21 protein-coding genes are annotated in these 19,164 nt (G+C 67.6%); 3 read left to right on the top strand and 18 right to left on the bottom strand.

Features of this window, described 5'->3' with window-relative positions; genetic code table 11:
• Positions 1-20: 20 nt before the first annotated feature.
• The 7 genes from CXQ96_RS11785 to CXQ96_RS11760 all read right to left on the bottom strand — a co-directional run bounded on the left by CXQ96_RS11785 (position 21) and on the right by CXQ96_RS11760 (position 4,942).
• The gene (locus tag CXQ96_RS11785; RefSeq protein WP_104118243.1) at positions 21-875 is read right to left on the bottom strand and encodes an SseB family protein; all 855 of its coding nucleotides are present in this window, start codon (positions 873-875) and stop codon (positions 21-23) included.
• Positions 872-1,627 (bottom strand): bifunctional 1-(5-phosphoribosyl)-5-((5-phosphoribosylamino)methylideneamino)imidazole-4-carboxamide isomerase/phosphoribosylanthranilate isomerase PriA, encoded by a 756-nt coding sequence (gene priA, locus CXQ96_RS11780; protein ID WP_104118242.1) that lies wholly within the window; start codon positions 1,625-1,627, stop codon positions 872-874. Before priA ends, CXQ96_RS11785 begins: the two co-directional genes overlap by 4 nt.
• Positions 1,628-1,685: 58 nt before the next feature.
• On the bottom strand, positions 1,686-1,844 hold the full coding sequence (locus CXQ96_RS18425; protein WP_181036440.1) for a hypothetical protein: 159 nt from the start codon (positions 1,842-1,844) through the stop codon (positions 1,686-1,688).
• A 4-nt stretch (positions 1,845-1,848) separates the two neighbouring features.
• Positions 1,849-2,487, bottom strand: a complete 639-nt coding sequence (hisH, locus tag CXQ96_RS11775; protein WP_104118241.1) for an imidazole glycerol phosphate synthase subunit HisH — start codon at positions 2,485-2,487, stop codon at positions 1,849-1,851.
• Positions 2,484-3,101 (bottom strand): imidazoleglycerol-phosphate dehydratase HisB, encoded by a 618-nt coding sequence (gene hisB, locus CXQ96_RS11770; RefSeq protein ID WP_104118240.1) that lies wholly within the window; start codon positions 3,099-3,101, stop codon positions 2,484-2,486. Before hisB ends, hisH begins: the two co-directional genes overlap by 4 nt.
• Positions 3,102-3,224: 123 nt before the next feature.
• Complete coding sequence (locus CXQ96_RS11765; protein WP_104118239.1) at positions 3,225-4,331, bottom strand: histidinol-phosphate transaminase; 1,107 nt, start codon at positions 4,329-4,331, stop codon at positions 3,225-3,227.
• Positions 4,332-4,435: 104 nt separating this feature from the next.
• The gene (locus CXQ96_RS11760) at positions 4,436-4,942 is read right to left on the bottom strand and encodes a LysM peptidoglycan-binding domain-containing protein (RefSeq protein ID WP_104118238.1); all 507 of its coding nucleotides are present in this window, start codon (positions 4,940-4,942) and stop codon (positions 4,436-4,438) included.
• A gap of 426 nt (positions 4,943-5,368) precedes the next feature.
• On the opposite strand from CXQ96_RS11760, the gene lexA reads away from it, so the two are divergent.
• Entirely contained in the window at positions 5,369-6,043 is a 675-nt protein-coding gene (gene lexA, locus CXQ96_RS11755; RefSeq protein ID WP_258059085.1) for a transcriptional repressor LexA, read from the top strand.
• Between the two features lie 120 nt (positions 6,044-6,163).
• On the opposite strand, the gene CXQ96_RS11750 is transcribed toward lexA, so the two are convergent.
• A complete protein-coding gene (locus CXQ96_RS11750) occupies positions 6,164-8,251 on the bottom strand; it encodes an ATP-dependent DNA helicase (protein WP_104118237.1) in 2,088 nt (695 codons plus the stop codon).
• A complete protein-coding gene (hflX, locus tag CXQ96_RS11745; protein WP_104118236.1) occupies positions 8,244-9,830 on the bottom strand; it encodes a GTPase HflX in 1,587 nt (528 codons plus the stop codon). Before hflX ends, CXQ96_RS11750 begins: the two co-directional genes overlap by 8 nt.
• Positions 9,831-9,952: 122 nt before the next feature.
• Between hflX and CXQ96_RS11740 the strand changes: the two genes are divergently transcribed.
• Positions 9,953-10,561 (top strand): class I SAM-dependent methyltransferase, encoded by a 609-nt coding sequence (locus CXQ96_RS11740; protein ID WP_104118235.1) that lies wholly within the window; start codon positions 9,953-9,955, stop codon positions 10,559-10,561.
• Between the two features lie 25 nt (positions 10,562-10,586).
• Here the strand turns inward: CXQ96_RS11740 and dapF are convergent, their stop codons facing one another.
• The 6 genes from dapF to CXQ96_RS11710 form a co-directional block, all read right to left on the bottom strand.
• A complete protein-coding gene (dapF, locus tag CXQ96_RS11735; RefSeq protein ID WP_104118234.1) occupies positions 10,587-11,534 on the bottom strand; it encodes a diaminopimelate epimerase in 948 nt (315 codons plus the stop codon).
• A 4-nt stretch (positions 11,535-11,538) separates the two neighbouring features.
• A complete protein-coding gene (gene miaA, locus CXQ96_RS11730) occupies positions 11,539-12,450 on the bottom strand; it encodes a tRNA (adenosine(37)-N6)-dimethylallyltransferase MiaA (protein WP_104118233.1) in 912 nt (303 codons plus the stop codon).
• Entirely contained in the window at positions 12,447-13,997 is a 1,551-nt protein-coding gene (gene miaB / locus CXQ96_RS11725) for a tRNA (N6-isopentenyl adenosine(37)-C2)-methylthiotransferase MiaB (protein ID WP_258059077.1), read from the bottom strand. Before miaB ends, miaA begins: the two co-directional genes overlap by 4 nt.
• Before the next feature lie 119 nt (positions 13,998-14,116).
• Entirely contained in the window at positions 14,117-14,635 is a 519-nt protein-coding gene (locus CXQ96_RS11720) for a regulatory protein RecX (protein WP_104118231.1), read from the bottom strand.
• 592 nt (positions 14,636-15,227) lie between these two features.
• Complete coding sequence (gene recA, locus CXQ96_RS11715; RefSeq protein ID WP_104118230.1) at positions 15,228-16,271, bottom strand: recombinase RecA; 1,044 nt, start codon at positions 16,269-16,271, stop codon at positions 15,228-15,230.
• Positions 16,272-16,472: 201 nt separating this feature from the next.
• Complete coding sequence (locus CXQ96_RS11710; RefSeq protein WP_104118229.1) at positions 16,473-16,691, bottom strand: DUF3046 domain-containing protein; 219 nt, start codon at positions 16,689-16,691, stop codon at positions 16,473-16,475.
• Between the two features lie 260 nt (positions 16,692-16,951).
• Here CXQ96_RS11710 and CXQ96_RS11705 point away from each other — a divergent pair, with 260 nt between their 5' ends.
• Complete coding sequence (locus tag CXQ96_RS11705; protein WP_258059076.1) at positions 16,952-17,461, top strand: MarR family winged helix-turn-helix transcriptional regulator; 510 nt, start codon at positions 16,952-16,954, stop codon at positions 17,459-17,461.
• A gap of 54 nt (positions 17,462-17,515) precedes the next feature.
• Here CXQ96_RS11705 and CXQ96_RS11700 read toward each other — a convergent pair whose 3' ends face one another.
• The 3 genes from CXQ96_RS11700 to pgsA all read right to left on the bottom strand — a co-directional run bounded on the left by CXQ96_RS11700 (position 17,516) and on the right by pgsA (position 19,163).
• The gene (locus CXQ96_RS11700; protein WP_104118228.1) at positions 17,516-17,956 is read right to left on the bottom strand and encodes a helix-turn-helix domain-containing protein; all 441 of its coding nucleotides are present in this window, start codon (positions 17,954-17,956) and stop codon (positions 17,516-17,518) included.
• A gap of 125 nt (positions 17,957-18,081) precedes the next feature.
• Positions 18,082-18,579, bottom strand: coding sequence for a CinA family protein (locus CXQ96_RS11695; protein ID WP_104118227.1), 498 nt, complete (start codon positions 18,577-18,579; stop codon positions 18,082-18,084).
• On the bottom strand, positions 18,576-19,163 hold the full coding sequence (gene pgsA, locus CXQ96_RS11690) for a CDP-diacylglycerol--glycerol-3-phosphate 3-phosphatidyltransferase (protein WP_104118226.1): 588 nt from the start codon (positions 19,161-19,163) through the stop codon (positions 18,576-18,578). The genes CXQ96_RS11695 and pgsA overlap by 4 nt, the downstream gene beginning before the upstream one ends.
• Between the last annotated feature and the right edge of the window lies 1 nt (position 19,164).

Here is a 19,164-nt window from a genome sequence, read left to right as displayed (position 1 = left end):
TTTCTCCGCCGACGCCTCCGTCAGCGGGTGAGTTTGATATCGAGCGAGTCGACCCGTTCCACGAATTCGGGTATGGCGAGCAGCCTCGTACGGAAGGACGAGACGGCGTCGCGCACCTCATCGGGCGAGAGCCCGCCCTGGAGCTGGAGGTCCATCCGCAGTTCGGGACCGGGTCCTCCGCCGGAGGCAATGCTACCGTCGGCCGAGCGGGTGCGAACGCCTGCGGCTGGCCGCAGGGCCAGGGAGAGGATGCGTTCCTCTCCTCGCGCCGCCACCTCGACGAGTGACGCCAGAGCCCGATCCTCGTAGGACGGAGTCCAGTCGACCTGTTGCGCCAGGGCCCACAGGGCCGGGCGCCGGACCACGAAGGTGAGATCCGCTCCCGGATCGAGCACCATGAGTTCCGCGTCCTCGGCGACGGCGGCGAGTGCAGCCCGCGCCGCGTAGGCGGCGACCGGTCGCGCGTCCGGATGCCAGCGCTCGAGCGCCTGCGTCGACGAGAAGACCGGCAGCGCCTTCCGACCATCGGGCGCCGTCAGCGTGACAAGGGCCATATCGGCTTCCTTGTCTGCCGTCAGCCCGGCATGGGTCTCCGCCGCCCGAGCGACCTGGGCGACGATGGGAATGAACACCCGGGCTGCCTTCAGGGCGGTGAGGACAGCTCTCTCGGGCGCGCCGGGCTCGTCGGCAGCCGCCAGCAGTCCGGCCAGGGCCGCGATGAGCTGCGGGTTGGCCGCGCCGTCGTCGTCGTCGAAGCTGTGCAGCGGGTTGTCGGGACCGGACAGGTCGCGGCCGGCCCACGGCCGGCCTGCGGAGTCAGCGGTGTTGCCCGCCAGCGCCGCCGCGATGTGAGCGGGAAGCTGCCTGCCGGTCACGCGTCCGCGCCGGGCAGCCCTGCCACGTCGAGTGCCTGCGGCAGGGTGAACGCCCCGGCGTACAGCGCTTTGCCGACGATAGCTCCCTCGAGACCCTGCGGCACGAGCTCGCGCAGGGCGGCGATGTCATCGAGGCTCGAGATACCGCCCGAGGCGACGACGGGTCGGGTTGTCTTCGAGAGAACCTCCCTCAGGAGTGCGAGGTTGGGGCCCTTGAGGGTTCCGTCCTTGGTCACGTCGGTGACGACATAGCGGGCACAGCCGGCGTCCTCGAGGCGCTGCAGGACCTCCCACAGGTCGCCACCCTCCTCGGTCCAGCCCCGGGCCGCGAGAGTGGTCCCGCGGACGTCGAGCCCGACTGCGACGGCGTCGCCGTAGCGGGCGATGGCGAGCTCGGTCCATTCGGGATTCTCGAGAGCAGCCGTCCCGAGGTTGACCCGCGTGGCGCCGAGTTCCAGCGCGGCGTCGAGGGAAGCATCGTCCCGGATTCCGCCGGAGAGCTCGACCTTGATGTCGAGGTGCTTGACGACCCGTTCGAGCAACTTCTGGTTCGAGCCCCGGCCGAAAGCTGCATCCAGGTCCACGAGGTGCACCCACTCTGCTCCGTCCTCCTGCCAGGCCAGCGCCGCGTCGAGCGGATCGCCGTAACTGGTCTCACTGCCCGCCTCGCCCTGCACGAGGCGGACAGCCTGCCCATCGGCTACGTCGACGGCGGGGAGGAGTTCGAGCGTGGGTGTTTCGGTAAGGCTCATGATCTGCTTTCGTACGGGCGGCCGGAGCCGCGGTGTCGTGACGTCGGGGCGGGTCCGGCTACTCGCCGGACAGTGTGAACAGGTAGGCGGCAAGCAGTGCGAGACCGGCCAGAGCCAGGAAGGCGATCCATACCCACAGGGGGAACTCCTGGCTGCGAAGGGAGAACGCCCCACCGATGAGGAGCCCTGCCACCCCCATCAGCACGAGACTCAGCATCGCGTCACTTCAGGCCCTCGATCCAGTTCCTCAACAGCTGGGCACCTGCATCGCCGGACTTCTCCGGGTGGAACTGGGTGGCGCTGAGGGGACCGTTCTCGACGGCCGCGATGAAGGGGCCTCCGTGGTCGGACCAGGTGACCTGCGGAGGCTTCATGGCGGGCTGCGTCACGTCGAAGGACCAGTCCTGCACCCCGTAGGAGTGCACGAAGTAGAAGCGCTCGTCACCGATACCGTCGAACAGGACGGTGTCCTCGGGCGCCTTCACCGTGTTCCAGCCCATGTGCGGAACGACGTCGGCCTTCAACCGCTCGACGGTCCCTGGCCATTCCCCCATGCCCGGCGTGCGGACGCCGTGCTCGACACCCTCGTCGAACAGCACCTGCAACCCGACGCAGATCCCGAGGACCGGACGCCCGCCGGCGACCCTGCGACCGATCATGCGCAGCGCGTCGACGTCCTTCAGGCCCTTCATCACAGCAGCGAAAGCCCCCACACCGGGTACGAGCAGGCCGTCGGCGTTGAGGACGTCGTCGGGCTTGGCGCTCAGGACCACGTCGGCACCGACGTGCTCGAGTGCACGGACGACCGACCTGACGTTGCCAGACCCGTAGTCCAGGACAGTCACGGTCCGCGTACTCATAGTGCCCCCTTCGTGGACGGAATGCCCTCGACCCTCGGGTCCGGTTCCACTGCTGCGCGCAGGGCCCGGGCGAGTGCCTTGAACTGGGCTTCGACGATGTGGTGCGGATCCCGACCCGCGATGACGGTTACGTGCAGGCAGATCTGTGCGTGCAGGGCGAGGGCCTCCAAGACGTGACGCGTCAGGGAGCCCGTGAAGTGACCCCCTATCAGGTGGTACTCCTGCCCCGCCGGCTCGCCGCCGTGCACGAGGAACGGGCGTCCGGAGATGTCGACGACGGCGTTCGCCAGAGCCTCGTCCAGGGGGACGGTGGCCTCGCCGAACCGACGGATCCCGGCCTTCGTGCCCAGCGCGAGCCGGAGGGCCTCGCCGATGGCGATGGCCGTGTCCTCGACGGTGTGGTGGACATCGATGTGGGTGTCGCCCGAGGACCTGATGGTCAGGTCGATGAGCGAGTGCTTCGACAGGGCGGTGAGCATGTGGTCGTAGAACGGCACGGTGGTGTCGATCGAGGACACGCCCGTACCGTCGAGGTCGAGTTCGACGAGGACACTGGATTCGCTTGTCACACGCTCGATGCGGGCCGTACGGCCGCGGGCGGCATCAACTGTCATTGCATTCCTTCGGTGCGCTGCCGGTCGAGCAGGCGCGGTCACGCGTTCGTCGGGCGGGGTGGGCTGGTTAGGGCCTCGGCCGCCCTCTGCTCCAAGTCTAGGAGACGAGCCGGCCGGACAGCCCTACCGGGCGATCTGGAGCAGCTTGGTCAACGCGGTCAGGAACACCGTGGTCTCCTGTTCTGTTCCCGCGGTGACCCGGAGGGAGCCCGGGATGCCGACGTCCCGAATGAGAACACCGGCGTCCAGCAGCCCCTCCCAGATCCGACGCGGGTCGTGAAGGCCGGAGAAGAACACGAAGTTGGCGTCCGAAGGAGCGGGCGAGAGTCCGAGGGCCGTGAGCTCCCGCACGATGCGGTCACGCTGGACCTTGATCGCCTCGACATTCGACAGCAGCGTATCCGCGTGGGTGAGCGCTGCATTCGCTGTCGCCTGGGTGATGGCCGACAGGTGGTACGGCAGGCGGACAAGACGAAGGGCGTCTGCTACCTCCGGAGCAGCCGCGAGGTACCCGATCCTCGCACCGGCCAGCGCGAACGCCTTGCTCATGGTCCGCGACACCAGCAGCCGGGGGCGCCCCGGGAGAAGAGTCAGTGCACTCGGCTTCCCCGCCTGCGAGAACTCGCCGTAGGCCTCGTCCACGATGATGATGGCCCGCGCGTCCTGGCCGGCGTCGTAGGCCGCCTCGATGACATCGAGATCCAACGCTGTACCCGTCGGATTGTTCGGCGAGCACAGGAAGACGATGTTCGCTTCGGAGTCTCGAACCGCTGCTGCAGTGGCCTCTGGTGTCATCGCATAGGCCGCGCCGCGCTCCGCGGTGACATACCGGGTCCCGGTTCCACTGGACAGGAGCGGGTACATCGAATACGTGGGCGGGAACCCGATAGCGGTGCGCCCTGGTCCACCGAAGGCCTGGAGGACCTGCTGGAGGACTTCGTTCGACCCGTTGGCCGCCCACAACTGATCGGGCGTCAGTCCGTGTCCCAGGTAGTCCGCGAGGTTCTTGCGGAGTTCCGTGAATTCACGGTCCGGGTACCGGTTCAATCCCCGCGTGGCCTCGGCAACTGCTTCCACGATGGCGGCATGAACATCGGCCGGCACGCCGTGCGTGTTCTCGTTGACGTTGAGCAGGACGGGGACGTCCAGTTGCGGAGCGCCGTACGGGTGCAACCCGACGAGATCATCGCGGAGGGGGAGGTTTGCTAGGGCGTCGACGGAAGAAGGCACTTCCCGAGTTTAAGCGATGGCATCTTCCGCAGCTAATGACGCAGGCTGCTCGCTCGTTTCATGACCGGGGAAGCTTCGACGCCCGGTTTGCAGTACGCCGATATTCAGCCCTGCGACGACTCCGAGGGCACCGAGATGCTCTGGCCCGCCCGGACGATGGAACTGCGCAGGTCGTTGAGCTCCACCATCTCGGCGACCACGACGCGCGGATCCCGGTGCGGGGCGTACTGCACAGCGAGGTCCCACAGCGTCTCACCTGCCGCGAGATTCACCTCCACCGTGGCTGTCGACGCTGGAGCCGACTCCCCCGCCTGGGCCTGGGATGTCAGGAAGGCACCGAGGAGGATCAGGACTGCCACCCCCAGCGCAATCGGCAGACCGACCAGGAGCAGGCGCCCCCGCCTCGTCAGGGTCAGGGGACCATGTGCACTCCGCTGCGTGGAGGTGCGGTAGGACCGCGACGCCGCTGCTGGGCGGTCGGACCCTGGCTGGACGGAGTGGCCGCCCGAGGACTGGTCGAAGGCGGTGACGAGCCGGAGGCGGACCTCCCGCGGAGCGGTCGTCTGGGCCCACAGACCCGTGCTGCCCTGCAGTACTGGTGCTTCAGCCATTACCTATCCTTCTTTCCTTCGAATGATCCGTCGCGGAGGAACCTCCGGATCGAACACACGTTCTAATTCTGCCCTGCCTATTTCTAGCACTCACAAACGACCGTTGTCGAGACTCGCTCGAACATATGTTTGATAACTGCCTCCGCGTGTCCTAGCGTGAAGAGCACGGAACACCACCGGAGGACTGGGCTCGTGAGGCGCCTCTCCACCGGTGATGTACCTCAGACAACCACCCGCCTCTGACAGAACCGGCTTCCGTTTTCATCGGCAGTGGCGCGGCGGGTACGACGGGATGCGCAGTCCCAGGCGAAAGGCTCAACAGTGGCGGAAGCAACACCGGCCGACCGGACGAAATCGAACACCGCCGACATTCCGGCCGACCCCACGCCCATCTCGGCGGGCCGCGGTCGCCCGCGCGGGCGCGCCGTGTCCAAAGGGCTGTCCGCTCGCCAGCTGACGATCCTCGAAACCATCCAGCGTTCGATCGCGGACAACGGTTATCCGCCCTCGATGCGGGAGATCGGCGACACCGTCGGCCTCGCCAGCCTGTCGAGCGTGACCCACCAGTTGTCACAGCTCGAGCGCCTCGGTTACCTGCGGCGTGACCCGAAGCGGCCGCGAGCAATGGAGGTGCTGTTGCCTTTGACACTTGCCGACGAGACATCGTCGGACGCAGAGGGCTCGACGGCAGGCGAGAAGGCGGCGGCGGATCGCCACGTCGCCGTCGACACCGCGATGGTTCCACTCGTGGGCCGCATCGCGGCCGGCGGGCCCATCCTCGCCGAGCAGGTCGTCGAGGACGTCATGCCCCTGCCTCGCCAACTGGTGGGCCACGGCGACCTCTTCATGCTGAAGGTCTCCGGCGATTCCATGGTCGATGCCGCCATCTGTGACGGCGACTGGGTTGTCGTGCGCAGGCAGCAGAGCGCACAGAACGGCGATATCGTCGCGGCCCTGCTCGACGACGAGGCCACGGTGAAGACCTTCCGCCAGCGGGACGGCCACACCTGGCTCCTGCCCCAGAACACCCGCTACGAGCCCATTCTGGGCGACCATGCGAGCATCATGGGCAAGGTCGTCTCGGTGATGCGCGCGTTGTAGGACGCAGGAGAAGCACCTGCCCTTACGCCCTCCGCCGTGGTCGATACGGCTGCAGCGCCTTCCTGCGCGCCGGCCGTTCTGCATCCGGCTGCCGCAACCGGGAGGCCAGTGGCTCCGGCGTCAGCGGGCCGAGAGCCGCTCGAGGATCCCGGTGACCGTGGCCCTGTCCGTCGTCGCCCAGAAGGGCGGCAGGGCAGCGCGGAGGAAACCGCCGTACCTGGCGGTGGCGAGGCGGCTGTCCAGCACGGCGACGACGCCCTTGTCCCCGGTTGCCCGGATGAGGCGCCCCGCGCCCTGCGCGAGCCGTACCGCCGCATGCGTGGCGGAGACGCTCATGAAGCCGTTGCCGCCGCTTCGGGCGACAGCCCGGGTGCGGGCTGTCATGAGCGGATCGTCCGGGCGCGGGAAGGGGATGCGATCGATGATCACGAGCCGGCAGGACGAGCCGGGCACATCGACTCCCTGCCACAGGGACATCGTCCCGAACAGGCACGTGTCCGGTTCGTCGGCGAACTGCGTCACCAGGGCGCTGAGGGATGACTCCCCCTGGCACAGGATCTCGAAATCGACCTTGGGGCGCAGTGCCTCTGCGGCCTCCTCCGCCGCGCGCTTCGAGGAGAACAGGCCCAGTGCTCCCCCGCGCGACGCCTTCACCAGTGTCAGCAGCTCCTCCAGCTGGGCCTCCGACGTCCCCCGTTCGGGTTTCGGAAGATCCTTCGCCACGTAGAGGACGCCCTGCCGCGGGTAGTCGAACGGGCTGCCGACGTCGACCCCCGTCCAGGCAGGCGCCCCGGCGCCGCTGAGACCGAGCGACCCGGCCACAGGACCGAACTCCGACCCGATCGCGAGTGTCGCCGACGTGAGGATCACGGTGTGGTCCTCGAACAATCCCTCCCGCAGCCGCGCTGCGACGGATAGCGGGGCGACGTTCAGGGTCGCCGTCGCGCTCTCGTCCGGTTGGGCGTAGCCGGACCCCGGCGTGAACGCGCTGGCACGCGATGCCCAGACCACTTCGTTGAGGTCGCCGGCAGCGAGGATCCGCTCCGCGAGGTCGAAGACGAGTGTCACGCGGGAGCGGGCGACTTGCCGGCCACCGTCGGCGTCGGCCTCGGACTTGCTGTCGGTCTTCGTGTCCGAGAGCGCTGCACGGGCGGCATCACGCACCTGCGCCAGGGCCTGCTCGAGGTCGTCCGGCAGACCTCCGGCCAGCAGTCCGGACGGCACCGACTCGGACGCGGCCTCGAACGCGGCGGCAGCCGTGTCGAGGGCACCGGTGGTGATGGAGGCGTGGCGGCGCAGAGCGGTGGCGGCGGCAGCGACCATGGAAGCCGACAGTTGCCCCGACACGGCACCCGTGACACGGTCGTGGAGTTCGTGCGCCTCATCGATGACGACGACGTCGTACTCGGGCAGGACGGCGAGACCCTCGAAGGCGCTGATGGCGAGCATCGCGTGATTGGTGATGATGATGTCCGCGTCCGCGGCGGCTGCCCGTGCCTTCTCACTGAAGCACTCCTGGGCCACAGGACAGCGGGCAGCGCCGAGGCACTCCATGCTCGACACGGAGACCTGGCGCCACGCGCGGTCGCTCACACCGGGCACGAGGTCGTCACGGTCCCCCGTCGTCGTCTCGTCCGCCCACTCCCGCAAGCGGACCACGTCCCGGCCCAGCGCAGATGCAGGCCCTCCGACTCCCGTCGACGAGGCCGGAGAGGGATGGGGCGTTGCGTCCTCGCCCAGGCTGAAGAGTGCGTCGGGCGCGTCCTCCTCGGGGAAGCCACCTCCGGTCTTGTGGACGCACACGTAGTTCGAGCGTCCCTTCAGCAGTGCGACGTCGACCGGGCGCGCGAGGGCGGGCCGCACGGCGTCGAGCAGGCGCGGGAGGTCCCGTCCGACGATCTGGGCCTGCAGCGCGAGTGTCGCGGTCGAGACGACCGATGGCCTGTCGCTCTCCATGGCATGCGCGATCAGCGGGACGAGGTACGCGAGCGACTTGCCTGTGCCGGTGCCGGCCTGGACGAGCAGGTGATCACCCGAGCGGATGGCTTCACTGACCTGCCGCACCATCTCATGCTGGCCGGCGCGCATTTCCCCGCCCATCGCACCGACCGCTGCATCGAGCAGTTCGAGCGCCTGCCGGGTCTCGGCGGAATGACGCACCGCCTCCGGTGCCGCGGGCGCGGCACCGGAGCGCGCGCTGTCACTCATGCCGGACGTACGGCTCCAGCTCCGCTGCCAGGCCCTCGCGGACCATCACCTCGAGGCGGGTTCCCTCGTCCACATGCTCCAGGCCGAGGATTTCCACGTCCTCCTCGTGCAGGCGGCTCACGATCTCACCGTGTGCGTAGGGCACGATGAGGTCCAGCTTGACGCCCGGTCGCGGGATGTTCGTGCTGATCAGTTGCCGGAGCTCGGTCAGGCCGGCTCCGGTACGCGCGGAGACGACGACGGAACGCGGTTCGCGCTGGCGCAGCCGCTCGATGACGAACGGGTCGGCGGCGTCCGCCTTGTTCAGCACGATGATCTCGGGCACCTTGCGCGCATCGACCTCGGTCAGAACTGCCCGCACGGCGGCGATCTGCCCCTCGGGATCGGGGTGGGACGCATCAACGACATGGAGGATCAGGTCCGCGTCGGCAACCTCCTCGAGCGTCGAGCGGAAGGCCTCGACCAACTGGGTAGGAAGCGATCGGACGAAACCGACGGTGTCGGCCAGCGTATAGCCGATCCCATCCGGTGTCTCCGCCTTGCGGATCGTCGGATCCAGCGTCGCGAATAGCGCGTTCTCGACCAGGACGCCGGCATCGGTCAGCCGGTTGAGCAGCGATGACTTGCCGGCGTTCGTGTAACCCGCGATCGCGACCGAAGGTACCTGGTTGCGACGCCGGTTGGAGCGCTTGGTCTCACGCGCCGGCTTCATCTCCGCGATCTCACGCCGCAGCTTGGCCATGCGCGTACGGATCTTCCGACGGTCGAGCTCGATTTTCGTCTCACCCGGGCCGCGCGACCCCATACCGGCGCTCGCGCTACCCACCTGACCGCCGGCCTGGCGTGACATCGACTCGCCCCAGCCGCGGAGGCGCGGCAGCAGGTACTCGAGTTGCGCGAGTTCGACCTGGGCCTTGCCCTCACGGCTCTTGGCGTGCTGCGCGAAGATATCCAGGATCAGCGCCGTACGGTCGATGACCTTGACCTTGACGATGTCCTCGAGACCACGACGCTGCGACGGTGACAGCTCGCTGTCGACGATCACGGTGTCAGCACCGGTGGCGTGGACGACCTCCTTCAACTCCTGGGCCTTGCCGGAGCCGAGGAACGTACCCGGATCCGGCTTGAGGCGTCGCTGCACCATGCCGTCAAGTACCTCCGAACCTGCCGTCTCGGCGAGTGCGGCCAGCTCCTGCAGCGAGTTCTCGGCATCCTGGGCGGTACCTTCGCTCCAGAGACCAGCGAGGACGACCCGCTCCAGCCTCAACTGCCGGTACTCGACCTCGGTGACGTCCTCGAGCTCGGTCGACAGGCCCGCCACGCGACGTAGCGCACGGCGCTCTGCGAGTTCCTGCTGGTCGCCGTCGGCCGCCGACTGCTGGTCATCGCCCGACAGTGCGAGGGCCCGCGAACGCCAGGTCCTGTCGATCGGTGCAGCCTGTGTCTCGTCGGGCCTTCGTGTTCCGTCCTTCTCCTTCGCCACGGCAGCTTCGTCGCTGGCGAGGATCCTGTTGATGACGGCTTGGATCTCCTCCGGGCCCATGTCGGCTCCGGTGGGATGTCCGTTATTCGTGGTCATAGTCTCCCTAGATGGATGTGCATCAATTCTAAGGCCGTCCGCGCAATGGGGACCACCGCATTCTCCCAGCGCGAAATGGCCCGGCACATGCTTCGCGCAGGCGTGCCACTAGGCTTTCGGTCATGGAGTCACAGCACTATTTCAGCGCGCAGCCGTCAGGACCTGACACGCGCCGTCCTCTTTCCGTCGTGCTGGCAGGCGCGCGTCGCGAGCTCGTCACGTCGTCGGGCCTCTTCAGCCCGGACGGCGTGGACAAGGGGACCGCGATCCTGCTGGATACGGTGCCGGATCCCGAAGGCCGGCGCCTGCTCGATATCGGGTGCGGCTGGGGCCCCATCGCCCTGACCATGGCGCTGAAAGCGCCCCAGGCGGAGGTTCACGCCGTCGACGTGAATGAGCGATGCATCGCCCTCACGACAGAAAACGCGCACCGTCTGGGGCTGGCGAACGTCGTGGCCAGCACGCCCGACGACGTCGATACGGCACTGGAGTTCGACACCATCTGGTCCAACCCGCCGATCAGGATCGGTAAGCAGGAGCTGCACGCGCTGCTGCTTCGCTGGCTGCCACGCCTCGCACCAGGCGGGCACGCGTGGCTCGTCGTGCAGAAGAACCTCGGCGCGGACTCGCTGCAGCGCTGGCTCGCCGAGGAGCTACCCGAGGGTTTCCGTGTCAGGCGTGCGGACACCTCGAAGTCGTTCCGCATCCTGGACGTACACCGCGCCGCTTAGTAGTGCTCGAATCTGCCATGTCCCGTCAGGGGACCGGCAGCAGCACTCCGTCCGCGACCAGTACAGCCGGACCGCTGAGCTGCACGTGCTCGCGGCCCTCCGGGCCGTCGAAGAACGTCACGCCCACCACCCCACCGGGAACCGTCACGAGCCACTGCAAGGGCGCGTGAGGGCCGGCCCAGTACCGCGTCGCTGCAGCGGCGGCGCATGCTCCGGTACCGCAGGACTGCGTTTCTCCGACCCCCCGCTCGTGGACGCGCATGGTGAGGCGACCGACGCCGTCGTCCCCCACCAACGGATCCGACGGCACCACGAGTTCGACATTGGTGCCCTCGGGCGGAACAGGCTGGACGATCGGTGCGGTGTGCAGCTCGGTCCGGTCGAGTTCGGCCCGCTCGGCGAGGGCCACCACGGTGTGTGGATTGCCCATGCTGATCGACAGTGCAGGGCGGTCGACGTCGAGCCCGTGGATGTCGACGAGCGAGTCCATGCCGCGTGCCACCGCAGCATCGGGGAAGATGAACTCCCAGGGGCCCATGTCCACGGCATATCCGCCGCCCGACCGCGTCACCCGCTTGACGCCGCCGCGGGTGCCGATGGCGAGCTGGCCTCCATCGGGCAGTTCAGCGACGGCCTTTGCGAGGAGGAAGTGGGCGAAGACCCGGACGCCGTTCCCGCACATCTCCGACACGGAGCCGTCCCCGTTGCGGTAGTCCATGAACCACTCCGCGTCCGGCTCGGTCTGCAGGAGCGCGCGACCCTCGGGCAACGCCGATGAGCGCACCGCGCGGATGTACCCGTCGGCGCCGATACCGAGGTGGCGATCGCACAAGGCTGCGACGAAGTCGGCGTCAGTGGGCGTGGAGCCGTCCGGATCCAAGGTCAGGATGAAGTCATTCCCCGTGCCATGCCCCTTGGTGAAGGACAGGGTGGGGTGCTGCTGAGCGGCGGTGTCGGCGAGGAAGTCGGTCACGGTCCTAGGATAGGTCCCCGCCACGGCGGATCAGGTCCACAGCCCGATCGGCCAGCCCGGGTGCCTGCCCATCGAGCCACCCGACGCGCGGGTCGCCCCGGAACCAGGTGAGCTGTCGGCGGGCGAATCGTCGGGTCGCCGCGATGGTGTCCTCGACTGCCTCCGCTTCCGTCATCGCTCCGTCGAGGACCTGCAGGAACTGGCTATACCCGAGGGCACGCGAGGCGGTGCGTCCGTCCCTGAGACCTGCGGCGGCGAGTCGGTCGACCTCCTCCGGGAGCCCGTCCCGCACCATGCTGTGGACCCGCTCGCCCAACCTCTCGCGCAGGGCTGCACGGTCCACATCGAGACCGATCTGCACGCTCGGCTGGTGGTACTCGCGGCGTGGCATGAATGCACTGAAGGCTCGACCGCTGATCTCGTACACCTCGAGGGCACGAATGAGCCGGCGGTCGTCGTCGATCCGTTCGGCCGACGGTGGATCGACAGCGCGCAGTCGCTCACGGAAGCGTGCGCTGCCCTCCGAGTCGAGTTCCGCTTCCAGCTTGGCCCGGACCACCGGATTCGTGGGCGGGAAGTCCAGCCGGTCGAGGGCCGCGCGCACATAGAGGCCTGATCCCCCGACAAGGATGGGTACGCGCCCACGACGCCGGATGCCGTCGATTGTCCGGCGGGCATCCGTCTGGTACGCGGCGACGCTAACTTCCTCCGTGATGTCCAGGACGTCCAGCAGATGGTGCTCCACTCCCCGCCGGTCCTCGTGCGGCAGCTTCGCGGTCCCGATGTCCATGCCGCGGTAGAACTGGAGGGCGTCGGCATTGATCACCTCTCCATCGAGCCGTTGCGCGAGAGCGACCCCGAGGTCGGATTTGCCGGATCCGGTCGGCCCGACCACCGCGACGACCGGGAGGGTCAAGAAGCGCTCCCCCGCACAGGCAGCGACGGCATGCCCAGCAGGACGGGACGGGGACCGCCGTCCGAGGGTGCGGGGACGCCGCAGGAGTCGGCCTGGCTCCTGTCCCAGGCATCCCCGGCGCGGGAGCGCCGGAGGCTGTACTCCTCGGTGGTCGGGTCGGACATGAGGTGGAAGGACGCAGCCTCGGTGATGGGCAGGGTCACGAAGTCCCCGGGCCGTGGCACCTCCGCGCCGTCCGGCACGGAGAAGTGGACGAGGCGCTGATCGCGTGAGCGCCCGGTGAGACGATGTGTCTCGCTTCCCTTGCGGCCCTGCTGATCGGTGACGAGCACCTCGACGCGGGTACCTACCTGGCGCGCGTTCTCCTCGCGGGCGATCCGGTCCTGCAGGGCGGTCAGGCGCTCGAAGCGCTCCTGCACCACCGCCTTCGGCAACTGGTCCGGAAGATCCGCTGCGGGGGTTCCGGGGCGCCGGGAGTACTGGAAGGTGAAGGCAGTCGCGAAGCGGGACTGCTCGACGACGTCGAGGGTCGCCTGGAAGTCCTCGTCGGTCTCCCCGGGGAACCCGACGATGATGTCCGTGGAGATCGCGGCGTGGGGCATCCGTTCACGCACGCGATCCAGGATCCCGAGGAAGCGACTGGAGCGGTATGAACGGCGCATCGCCTTCAGCACGCGGTCCGATCCCGACTGCAGGGGCATGTGCAACTGCGGCATGACGTTCGGAGTCTCCGCCATCGCGTCGATTACGTCATCCGTGAAAGCGGCGGGATGGGGACTCGTGAAGCGCACTCTTTCGAGCCCCTCGATGGATCCACACGCGCGCAGCAGCTTTGCGAAGGCTCCACGGTCGCCGAACTCGACACCGTAGGAGTTCACGTTCTGTCCGAGGAGCGTGACCTCGACCGCGCCGTCGGCCACGAGGGCCTCGATCTCGGCGAGGATCTCCCCGGGCCTGCGGTCGCGCTCCTTACCGCGCAACGACGGCACGATGCAGAACGTGCAGGTGTTGTTGCAGCCGACGGAGATGGACACCCACCCCGCATAGACGGATTCGCGCCTGGTCGGCAGCGTCGAGGGGAAGACGTCGAGTGATTCGAGGATCTCGAGCTGGGCGTCCTGGTTGTGCCGGGCGCGCTGCAGAAGGGCGGGCAGGGCGCCGATGTTGTGGGTCCCGAAGACGGCGTCGACCCACGGCGCCTTCCTGAGGATGGTCTCCCTGTCCTTCTGGGCGAGGCAGCCGCCGACGGCGATCTGCATCCCCGGGCGCGCTTCCTTCACCGCCTTGAGCATTCCGAGGTTCCCGTAGAGCTTGTTGTCGGCATTCTCGCGCACGGCGCAGGTGTTGAAGACGACGACGTCCGCCTGGCCACCCTCGACACGGCTGAGCCCGGCATCTTCGAGCAGTCCGGAGATCCGCTCGGAATCGTGGACGTTCATCTGGCAGCCGAAAGTCCGCACCTCGTACGTGCGCTGGGCGGCCGCATCGGGGTCGCCCAGCGCGCTGCTCACGGTACCTGCGATGGGGAGGGGAAGTGTCATGCTCACACCCTTAAGCGTACGGCTGGCCACGGGGAGGCCCACAATCCGGGCCAGTCCGGTGCCGCAGCACTGCAGCGCCGAAGCACCTGTTCTCGAAGCGGCCGGTCGCGGTCGGTCACCGCGGATCAGTCGAGTGCTTCGGTGTCCGCGATGACGTCCTTCACGATGGAGAACGCCGCACCGGGGCTGTAGCCCTTGCGTGCCAGTACGCCGACGAGCCGGCGCACCTCTTTCTCTCGAGCAGCGCGGTCCGAGAGGTCGGCGCGGAAGCGGAGCTTCCGGCGGACTACGTCCCGGGCCTGCTCGCGTTCGTCGTCGTCGCTGATCTGCAGGAGGGCGTCCTCAGCCAGTTCCGACTCGATGCCCTTGTCCGCGAGCTCACGCCGCAGGGATGCTCGTGACAGCGACTTCGCAGCAGTGCGGGTACGCACCCACATCCGGGCGAATTCGGCGTCATCGATCAGCTGTACTTCCTCGAACCGGTCGAGCAGCGCCGACGCCGTCGCGGCCGGTATGTCACGATCGGCGAGCTTCCGCTCGAGCTGGTGCCTGCTCCGCGGACCGAGGGCCAGCTGGCGCAGCAGGATGGCACGCGCCTCCGATGCCCAGTCCTCGTCACTCCGAAGCGCCTCCGGGTCGCCCATCTCCTCACCCGCGGGCGACGACGGGCCACCGGAACGACCCCAGCCGGTGCCTCCAGTGCGACGACTCGCAGATCGTCCACCCGATCGTCCCGACCCGTCTGCTGGGCGACGACTCGTCGCGCCCGCGGCTGGCGCATCGGGGTATGAGCCATCACCATCTACGCCGTCACGATCCGGAGCATCGCTGCCTGCTGGTTCAGACGGACCGCCGGCACGCTGCGAACGGGACCCCGCAGTGTCGGTGCCCGCAATCCGCCCTCGCAGGCGCTCGGGCAGGGCATGATCCTGGAGGGAGTCAGCGGACGCGCCGACAACGGGACCGAAGGGATCGTCGAACGGCACGCGGTCGGATCCGCCACCGTTCCGCTGGGAGCGGGTACCGCGGGATGAGCCCCGAGACCCTTTCGTCCCGCTGCTCAGCCCTTTGGCACCGAAGGACGACGAGGCCGACCGCGTCAGCCCTTGTCGCTTGGACGTCGACCGCCGCGGAGGCTGCTCCGATTCGGCAGCACCAGCTGAAGCGTCCGAGCCGAACCGGCCGAATGACACTCCCCACTCGACCGGCTCCAGGTCCTCCTGGGATGCCACTCGGCTACTCGCCGCTGACAGCCTTGAGCTTCGGCGCTGGAGGCTCTTCGACCGGCATCCCTATGCCCAGCTTCACCCTGATCTTCTGTTCGAGCTCATCAGCCAGATCCGGGTTGTCGATGAGGAACTTCCTGGCGTTCTCCTTACCCTGCCCCAGCTGGTCGCCGTCGTAGGTGAACCAGGCGCCGGACTTCTTGACCAGCGCGTTCTCCACCCCGACATCGATGAGTCCGCCTTCGCGTGAGATGCCATGCCCGTACAGGATGTCGAACTCGGCCTGCTTGAAGGGCGGGGCCATCTTGTTCTTCACGATCTTGGCGCGGGTCCGGTTACCCACCGGGTTCACGCCTTCCTTCAGGGTCTCGATGCGGCGTACGTCGATCCGCACCGACGCGTAGAACTTCAGCGCCTTGCCACCCGTGGTGGTCTCGGGGCTTCCGAAGAACACGCCGATCTTCTCGCGCAACTGGTTGATGAAGATCGCAGTCGTCTTCGTCTGGCTCAGGCGTCCGGTGATCTTGCGGAGTGCCTGGCTCATCAGCCGGGCCTGCAGGCCCACGTGGCTGTCGCCCATCTCGCCCTCGATCTCCGCCCGCGGCACGAGTGCCGCAACGGAGTCGATCACGACGATATCGATGGAACCGGAGCCCACCAGCATGTCCATGATCTCCAACGCCTGCTCACCCGTGTCCGGCTGCGATACGAGGAGCGCGTCCGTGTCCACGCCGAGCCTCTTGGCGTACTCGGGGTCCAGCGCGTGCTCAGCGTCGATGAAGGCCGCGATGCCTCCGTTGCGCTGGGCGCTCGCCACGGCATGCAGGGCGACGGTGGTCTTACCGGAGGACTCCGGACCATAGATCTCGACGACCCTGCCGCGAGGGAGGCCACCGATGCCGAGTGCGGCATCCAGGGCAATGGAACTCGTGGAGATGGTCTCGATCGGCGCCCTGGTCTCATCGCCCAGACGCATGATGGAACCCTTGCCGTACTGCTTGTCGATCTGGGCGAGAGCAGCTTCTAGGGCTTTCTCGCGGTCTGGAGCGGCCATTCTTCACCTCGGTTACTCATGGCCAACTGGCCTGTTTACGTGTTCATTTCGACTGTATTAGCCTGCGCCGACAGTTTGAGGTGTGGCCGTCGCTATGTGCACAAGCGCGCCGCCTCCGTCACCATCATATCCCCTACCCGAACAGGTATTCGATTATTCTGTCGGTCCTCCGCGTGTCCCCGCGGCCCGTCGGAGGAGGCATCACCGCGGCTTCACATCCCGGCCCAGCCATCGCTCGCGCGGCACATCCTGCGCACGGCACACCGCCTCCCAGACGGCCTTCGGGTCGACGCCCGCGCCCAGCGCTTCCGCCGCTGTCCTGTCGCCCAACTGATCCACGACCAGATCGCGCGCCAACGTCCGCGAGTACCGTTCGCCGAACTCGTCGTCCATCAGACGCCAGAAGTCACTCAATCGCATGTCATCCGTCCTGCCCTCGTCCTTAGCTGGTCATCGTGCAGCCGCCCGTAGCGCCCGGACCTCCGATCGTCCGCCATCGATGCTCCGCCCCCACTCCATCATGCGTGCGGACACCGTCAGCACGCATTGGCTACTTCACCCACTTTCGTGCGGGCCTCGGCGCCGGACCGCTCGGGCCGTCGCTCACCCAGGACAGGCCCGGTGCATCCAGCGTCGTCCTGCATGGTGTCGCACGGACCGCTGAACCCTACAATTGGCCCATGAACGCCAAGCCGAGTACCACAGACCCTGGCACGGGCCTTGCAGGCTCCCCCGGGGAAGATGCCGACACCGACGCCGCCATCGAGTCCCTCGAACAGCAACTGAGCATGTTGTGGCGCCGCGCGCGGTCGAACTCGTACAAAGTAGCGCGCCGGGTGCACCCCGACATGGAACCGGCGGCTTACGGTCTACTCGTGATCCTCCAGCGCGAGGGCTCGATGCGCCTCACGGACATAGCCGCCAGCGTCGGAGTGGGCAAACCCTCGGTCAGCCGCCAGATCGCGATGCTCGAACAGCTCGGACTCGTCCAGAAGGAAGCCGACCCGCTCGACGGCCGCGCCCAGTCGATCTCGCTCACGGAAGCAGGCACGCACCAGCTCGTCGCTGCGCAGACGGCACGCAAGCAGGCGTTCCACCAGCTCATGGAGGACTGGGACGTCGAAGACCTCACCAGGCTCGGCACGCTCATCGCCCAGCTGAACAACACCTATACCAAGGACAACTGGTAGCAGACAGCAGGAAGGCCCGTCCCGCAGGGACAGGCCTTCCTTGTCGTGGGGCGACTAGCGGTTCGTGGCCGCAAGTCCCCGACGGAAGTCGTCGTTCAATTCGTCGTTCAGGTCATTCCCGAACTCCCGGGAGAATTCCTGAGGAATTGTGTCCGGGATGGACACGCCTTCTGCTTCTGCCAAACGGTCGCTGACTTCCCGCAGCATCGAGGAAAGCGGCACCTCGAGTGCACTGCAGATTGATGAGAGAAGTTCAGACGATGCTTCCTTCTGTCCACGCTCGACCTCGCTGAGGTATCCGAGGGAGACCCTCGCACTGTGCGATACCTCGCGCAGGGTACGGCCCTGGCGCTGGCGGACGTCACGGAGGACGTCGCCGATCTCATGGCGAAGAACTACCATCTTGCGCTCCTTAGGCTTGCGTTGTGCATCATCTGCCAACCCCACATCACGCCAACGGACCACGCCGTTTACGGACACGGGCTGCTTTACCATCTGTATCGCCTTGCTCCCTCATATATGCGGCGAGAACCCCGGACGGGGTGCGCCGCTGATGATGACCTGCCCGATCTGCTTGAGCCTAAGTCGCCAACCCTATCAACGGCCGGCATTGTTTATAACTACCCTCGACCACTGTTTGTTCCCCTGGACAGCTCCCGGAAGAGCTCCGCCAGCGCCGCGTCGCGTGAGGCCATCCTGATGCCCTCCCGGTCTCCCGCGAAGTGGTGCTCGAAGGATTCGGTACCGGAAGCCGTCGAGATCGCCGTGAAAACCGTCCCTACCGGTTTACCCTCGTGGGCCGACGGACCCGCGACGCCGGTGGTCGCGACACCGATGTCGGCGGACAGCGCAGTCCGCGCGCCGGTCGCCATAGCTGCTGCAACGCGCGGGTCGACGGCGCCGGCGGCTGCAAGGAGCTCAGCGTCGACGCCCAGCAGGTCTCGCTTGACCGGAACCTGATAGGCGACTATTCCGCCTCTCAATACGGTGGACGCCCCCGGCACATCGGCAAGTGCCGAAGCGATCATTCCCGCCGTCAGGGATTCTGCCGTCGCGACGGTCAGCCCGAGGCGTGCGGCCAGCGCGACGACGTCGGCCGCTGACGCGGGGGCGCTCACCGTCGGGCACCTGCCCGCAGGCGTATCGCCTGGAGGACGTAGTCCACGCCTGTCACTACCGTGATCACGACGGCTGCCGCCATGACCACGGCTGCGGGCCACCAGGCCCAGTCTCCGGCGATGGCCTGCAGCGGGATGAGGAACAGCAGGATCGCAGCGGTCTGGACGACCGTCTTCAGCTTGCCTCCGCGCGAGGCCGGCATGACTCCGTACCGGATGACCGCGAACCGCAGCAGGGTGATGCCGATCTCGCGGACGAGGATCACGATCGTCACCCACCACCACAACTCGCCGAGTACGGACAGCAGCACGAGTGCGGACCCGATGAGCAGCTTGTCCGCGATCGGATCGGCGATCTTGCCGAAGTCCGTGATCAGTCCCCTGCTCCGCGCCAGGTCTCCGTCGAGCTTGTCGGTGTAGATCGCCACGGCGAAGGTGAGGACGGCGAGCCAGCGGAACAGCCCCGCGCTTCCGTCGTCGAGCAGAAGGAACCAGATGAAGAACGGAACCAGCAGGATGCGCACGACCGTGAGGACGTTCGCGATGTTGAGGACCGGCACCGCCGGGGTCGAGGAGCTACTCACG

The sequence above is a fragment of the Arthrobacter sp. B1805 genome, assembly GCF_002929745.1.
Lineage (GTDB): Bacteria > Actinomycetota > Actinomycetes > Actinomycetales > Micrococcaceae > Arthrobacter_D.
This window is presented reverse-complemented; position numbering and strand designations above follow the sequence as displayed.

What these genes read in the sequence shown, in the direction of transcription:
- priA (WP_104118242.1), bottom strand. Translation starts at nt 1,627, where the DNA reads ATGAGCCTTACCGAAACACCCACGCTCGAACTCCTCCCCGCCGTCGAC.
- CXQ96_RS18425 (WP_181036440.1), bottom strand. Translation starts at nt 1,844, where the DNA reads ATGCTGAGTCTCGTGCTGATGGGGGTGGCAGGGCTCCTCATCGGTGGG.
- hisH (WP_104118241.1), bottom strand. Translation starts at nt 2,487, where the DNA reads ATGAGTACGCGGACCGTGACTGTCCTGGACTACGGGTCTGGCAACGTC.
- hisB (WP_104118240.1), bottom strand. Translation starts at nt 3,101, where the DNA reads ATGACAGTTGATGCCGCCCGCGGCCGTACGGCCCGCATCGAGCGTGTG.
- CXQ96_RS11760 (WP_104118238.1), bottom strand. Translation starts at nt 4,942, where the DNA reads ATGGCTGAAGCACCAGTACTGCAGGGCAGCACGGGTCTGTGGGCCCAG.
- CXQ96_RS11750 (WP_104118237.1), bottom strand. Translation starts at nt 8,251, where the DNA reads ATGAGTGACAGCGCGCGCTCCGGTGCCGCGCCCGCGGCACCGGAGGCG.
- hflX (WP_104118236.1), bottom strand. Translation starts at nt 9,830, where the DNA reads ATGACCACGAATAACGGACATCCCACCGGAGCCGACATGGGCCCGGAG.
- CXQ96_RS11740 (WP_104118235.1), top strand. Translation starts at nt 9,953, where the DNA reads ATGGAGTCACAGCACTATTTCAGCGCGCAGCCGTCAGGACCTGACACG.
- CXQ96_RS11720 (WP_104118231.1), bottom strand. Translation starts at nt 14,635, where the DNA reads ATGGGCGACCCGGAGGCGCTTCGGAGTGACGAGGACTGGGCATCGGAG.
- recA (WP_104118230.1), bottom strand. Translation starts at nt 16,271, where the DNA reads ATGGCCGCTCCAGACCGCGAGAAAGCCCTAGAAGCTGCTCTCGCCCAG.
- CXQ96_RS11710 (WP_104118229.1), bottom strand. Translation starts at nt 16,691, where the DNA reads ATGCGATTGAGTGACTTCTGGCGTCTGATGGACGACGAGTTCGGCGAA.
- CXQ96_RS11705 (WP_258059076.1), top strand. Translation starts at nt 16,952, where the DNA reads ATGAACGCCAAGCCGAGTACCACAGACCCTGGCACGGGCCTTGCAGGC.
- CXQ96_RS11700 (WP_104118228.1), bottom strand. Translation starts at nt 17,956, where the DNA reads ATGGTAAAGCAGCCCGTGTCCGTAAACGGCGTGGTCCGTTGGCGTGAT.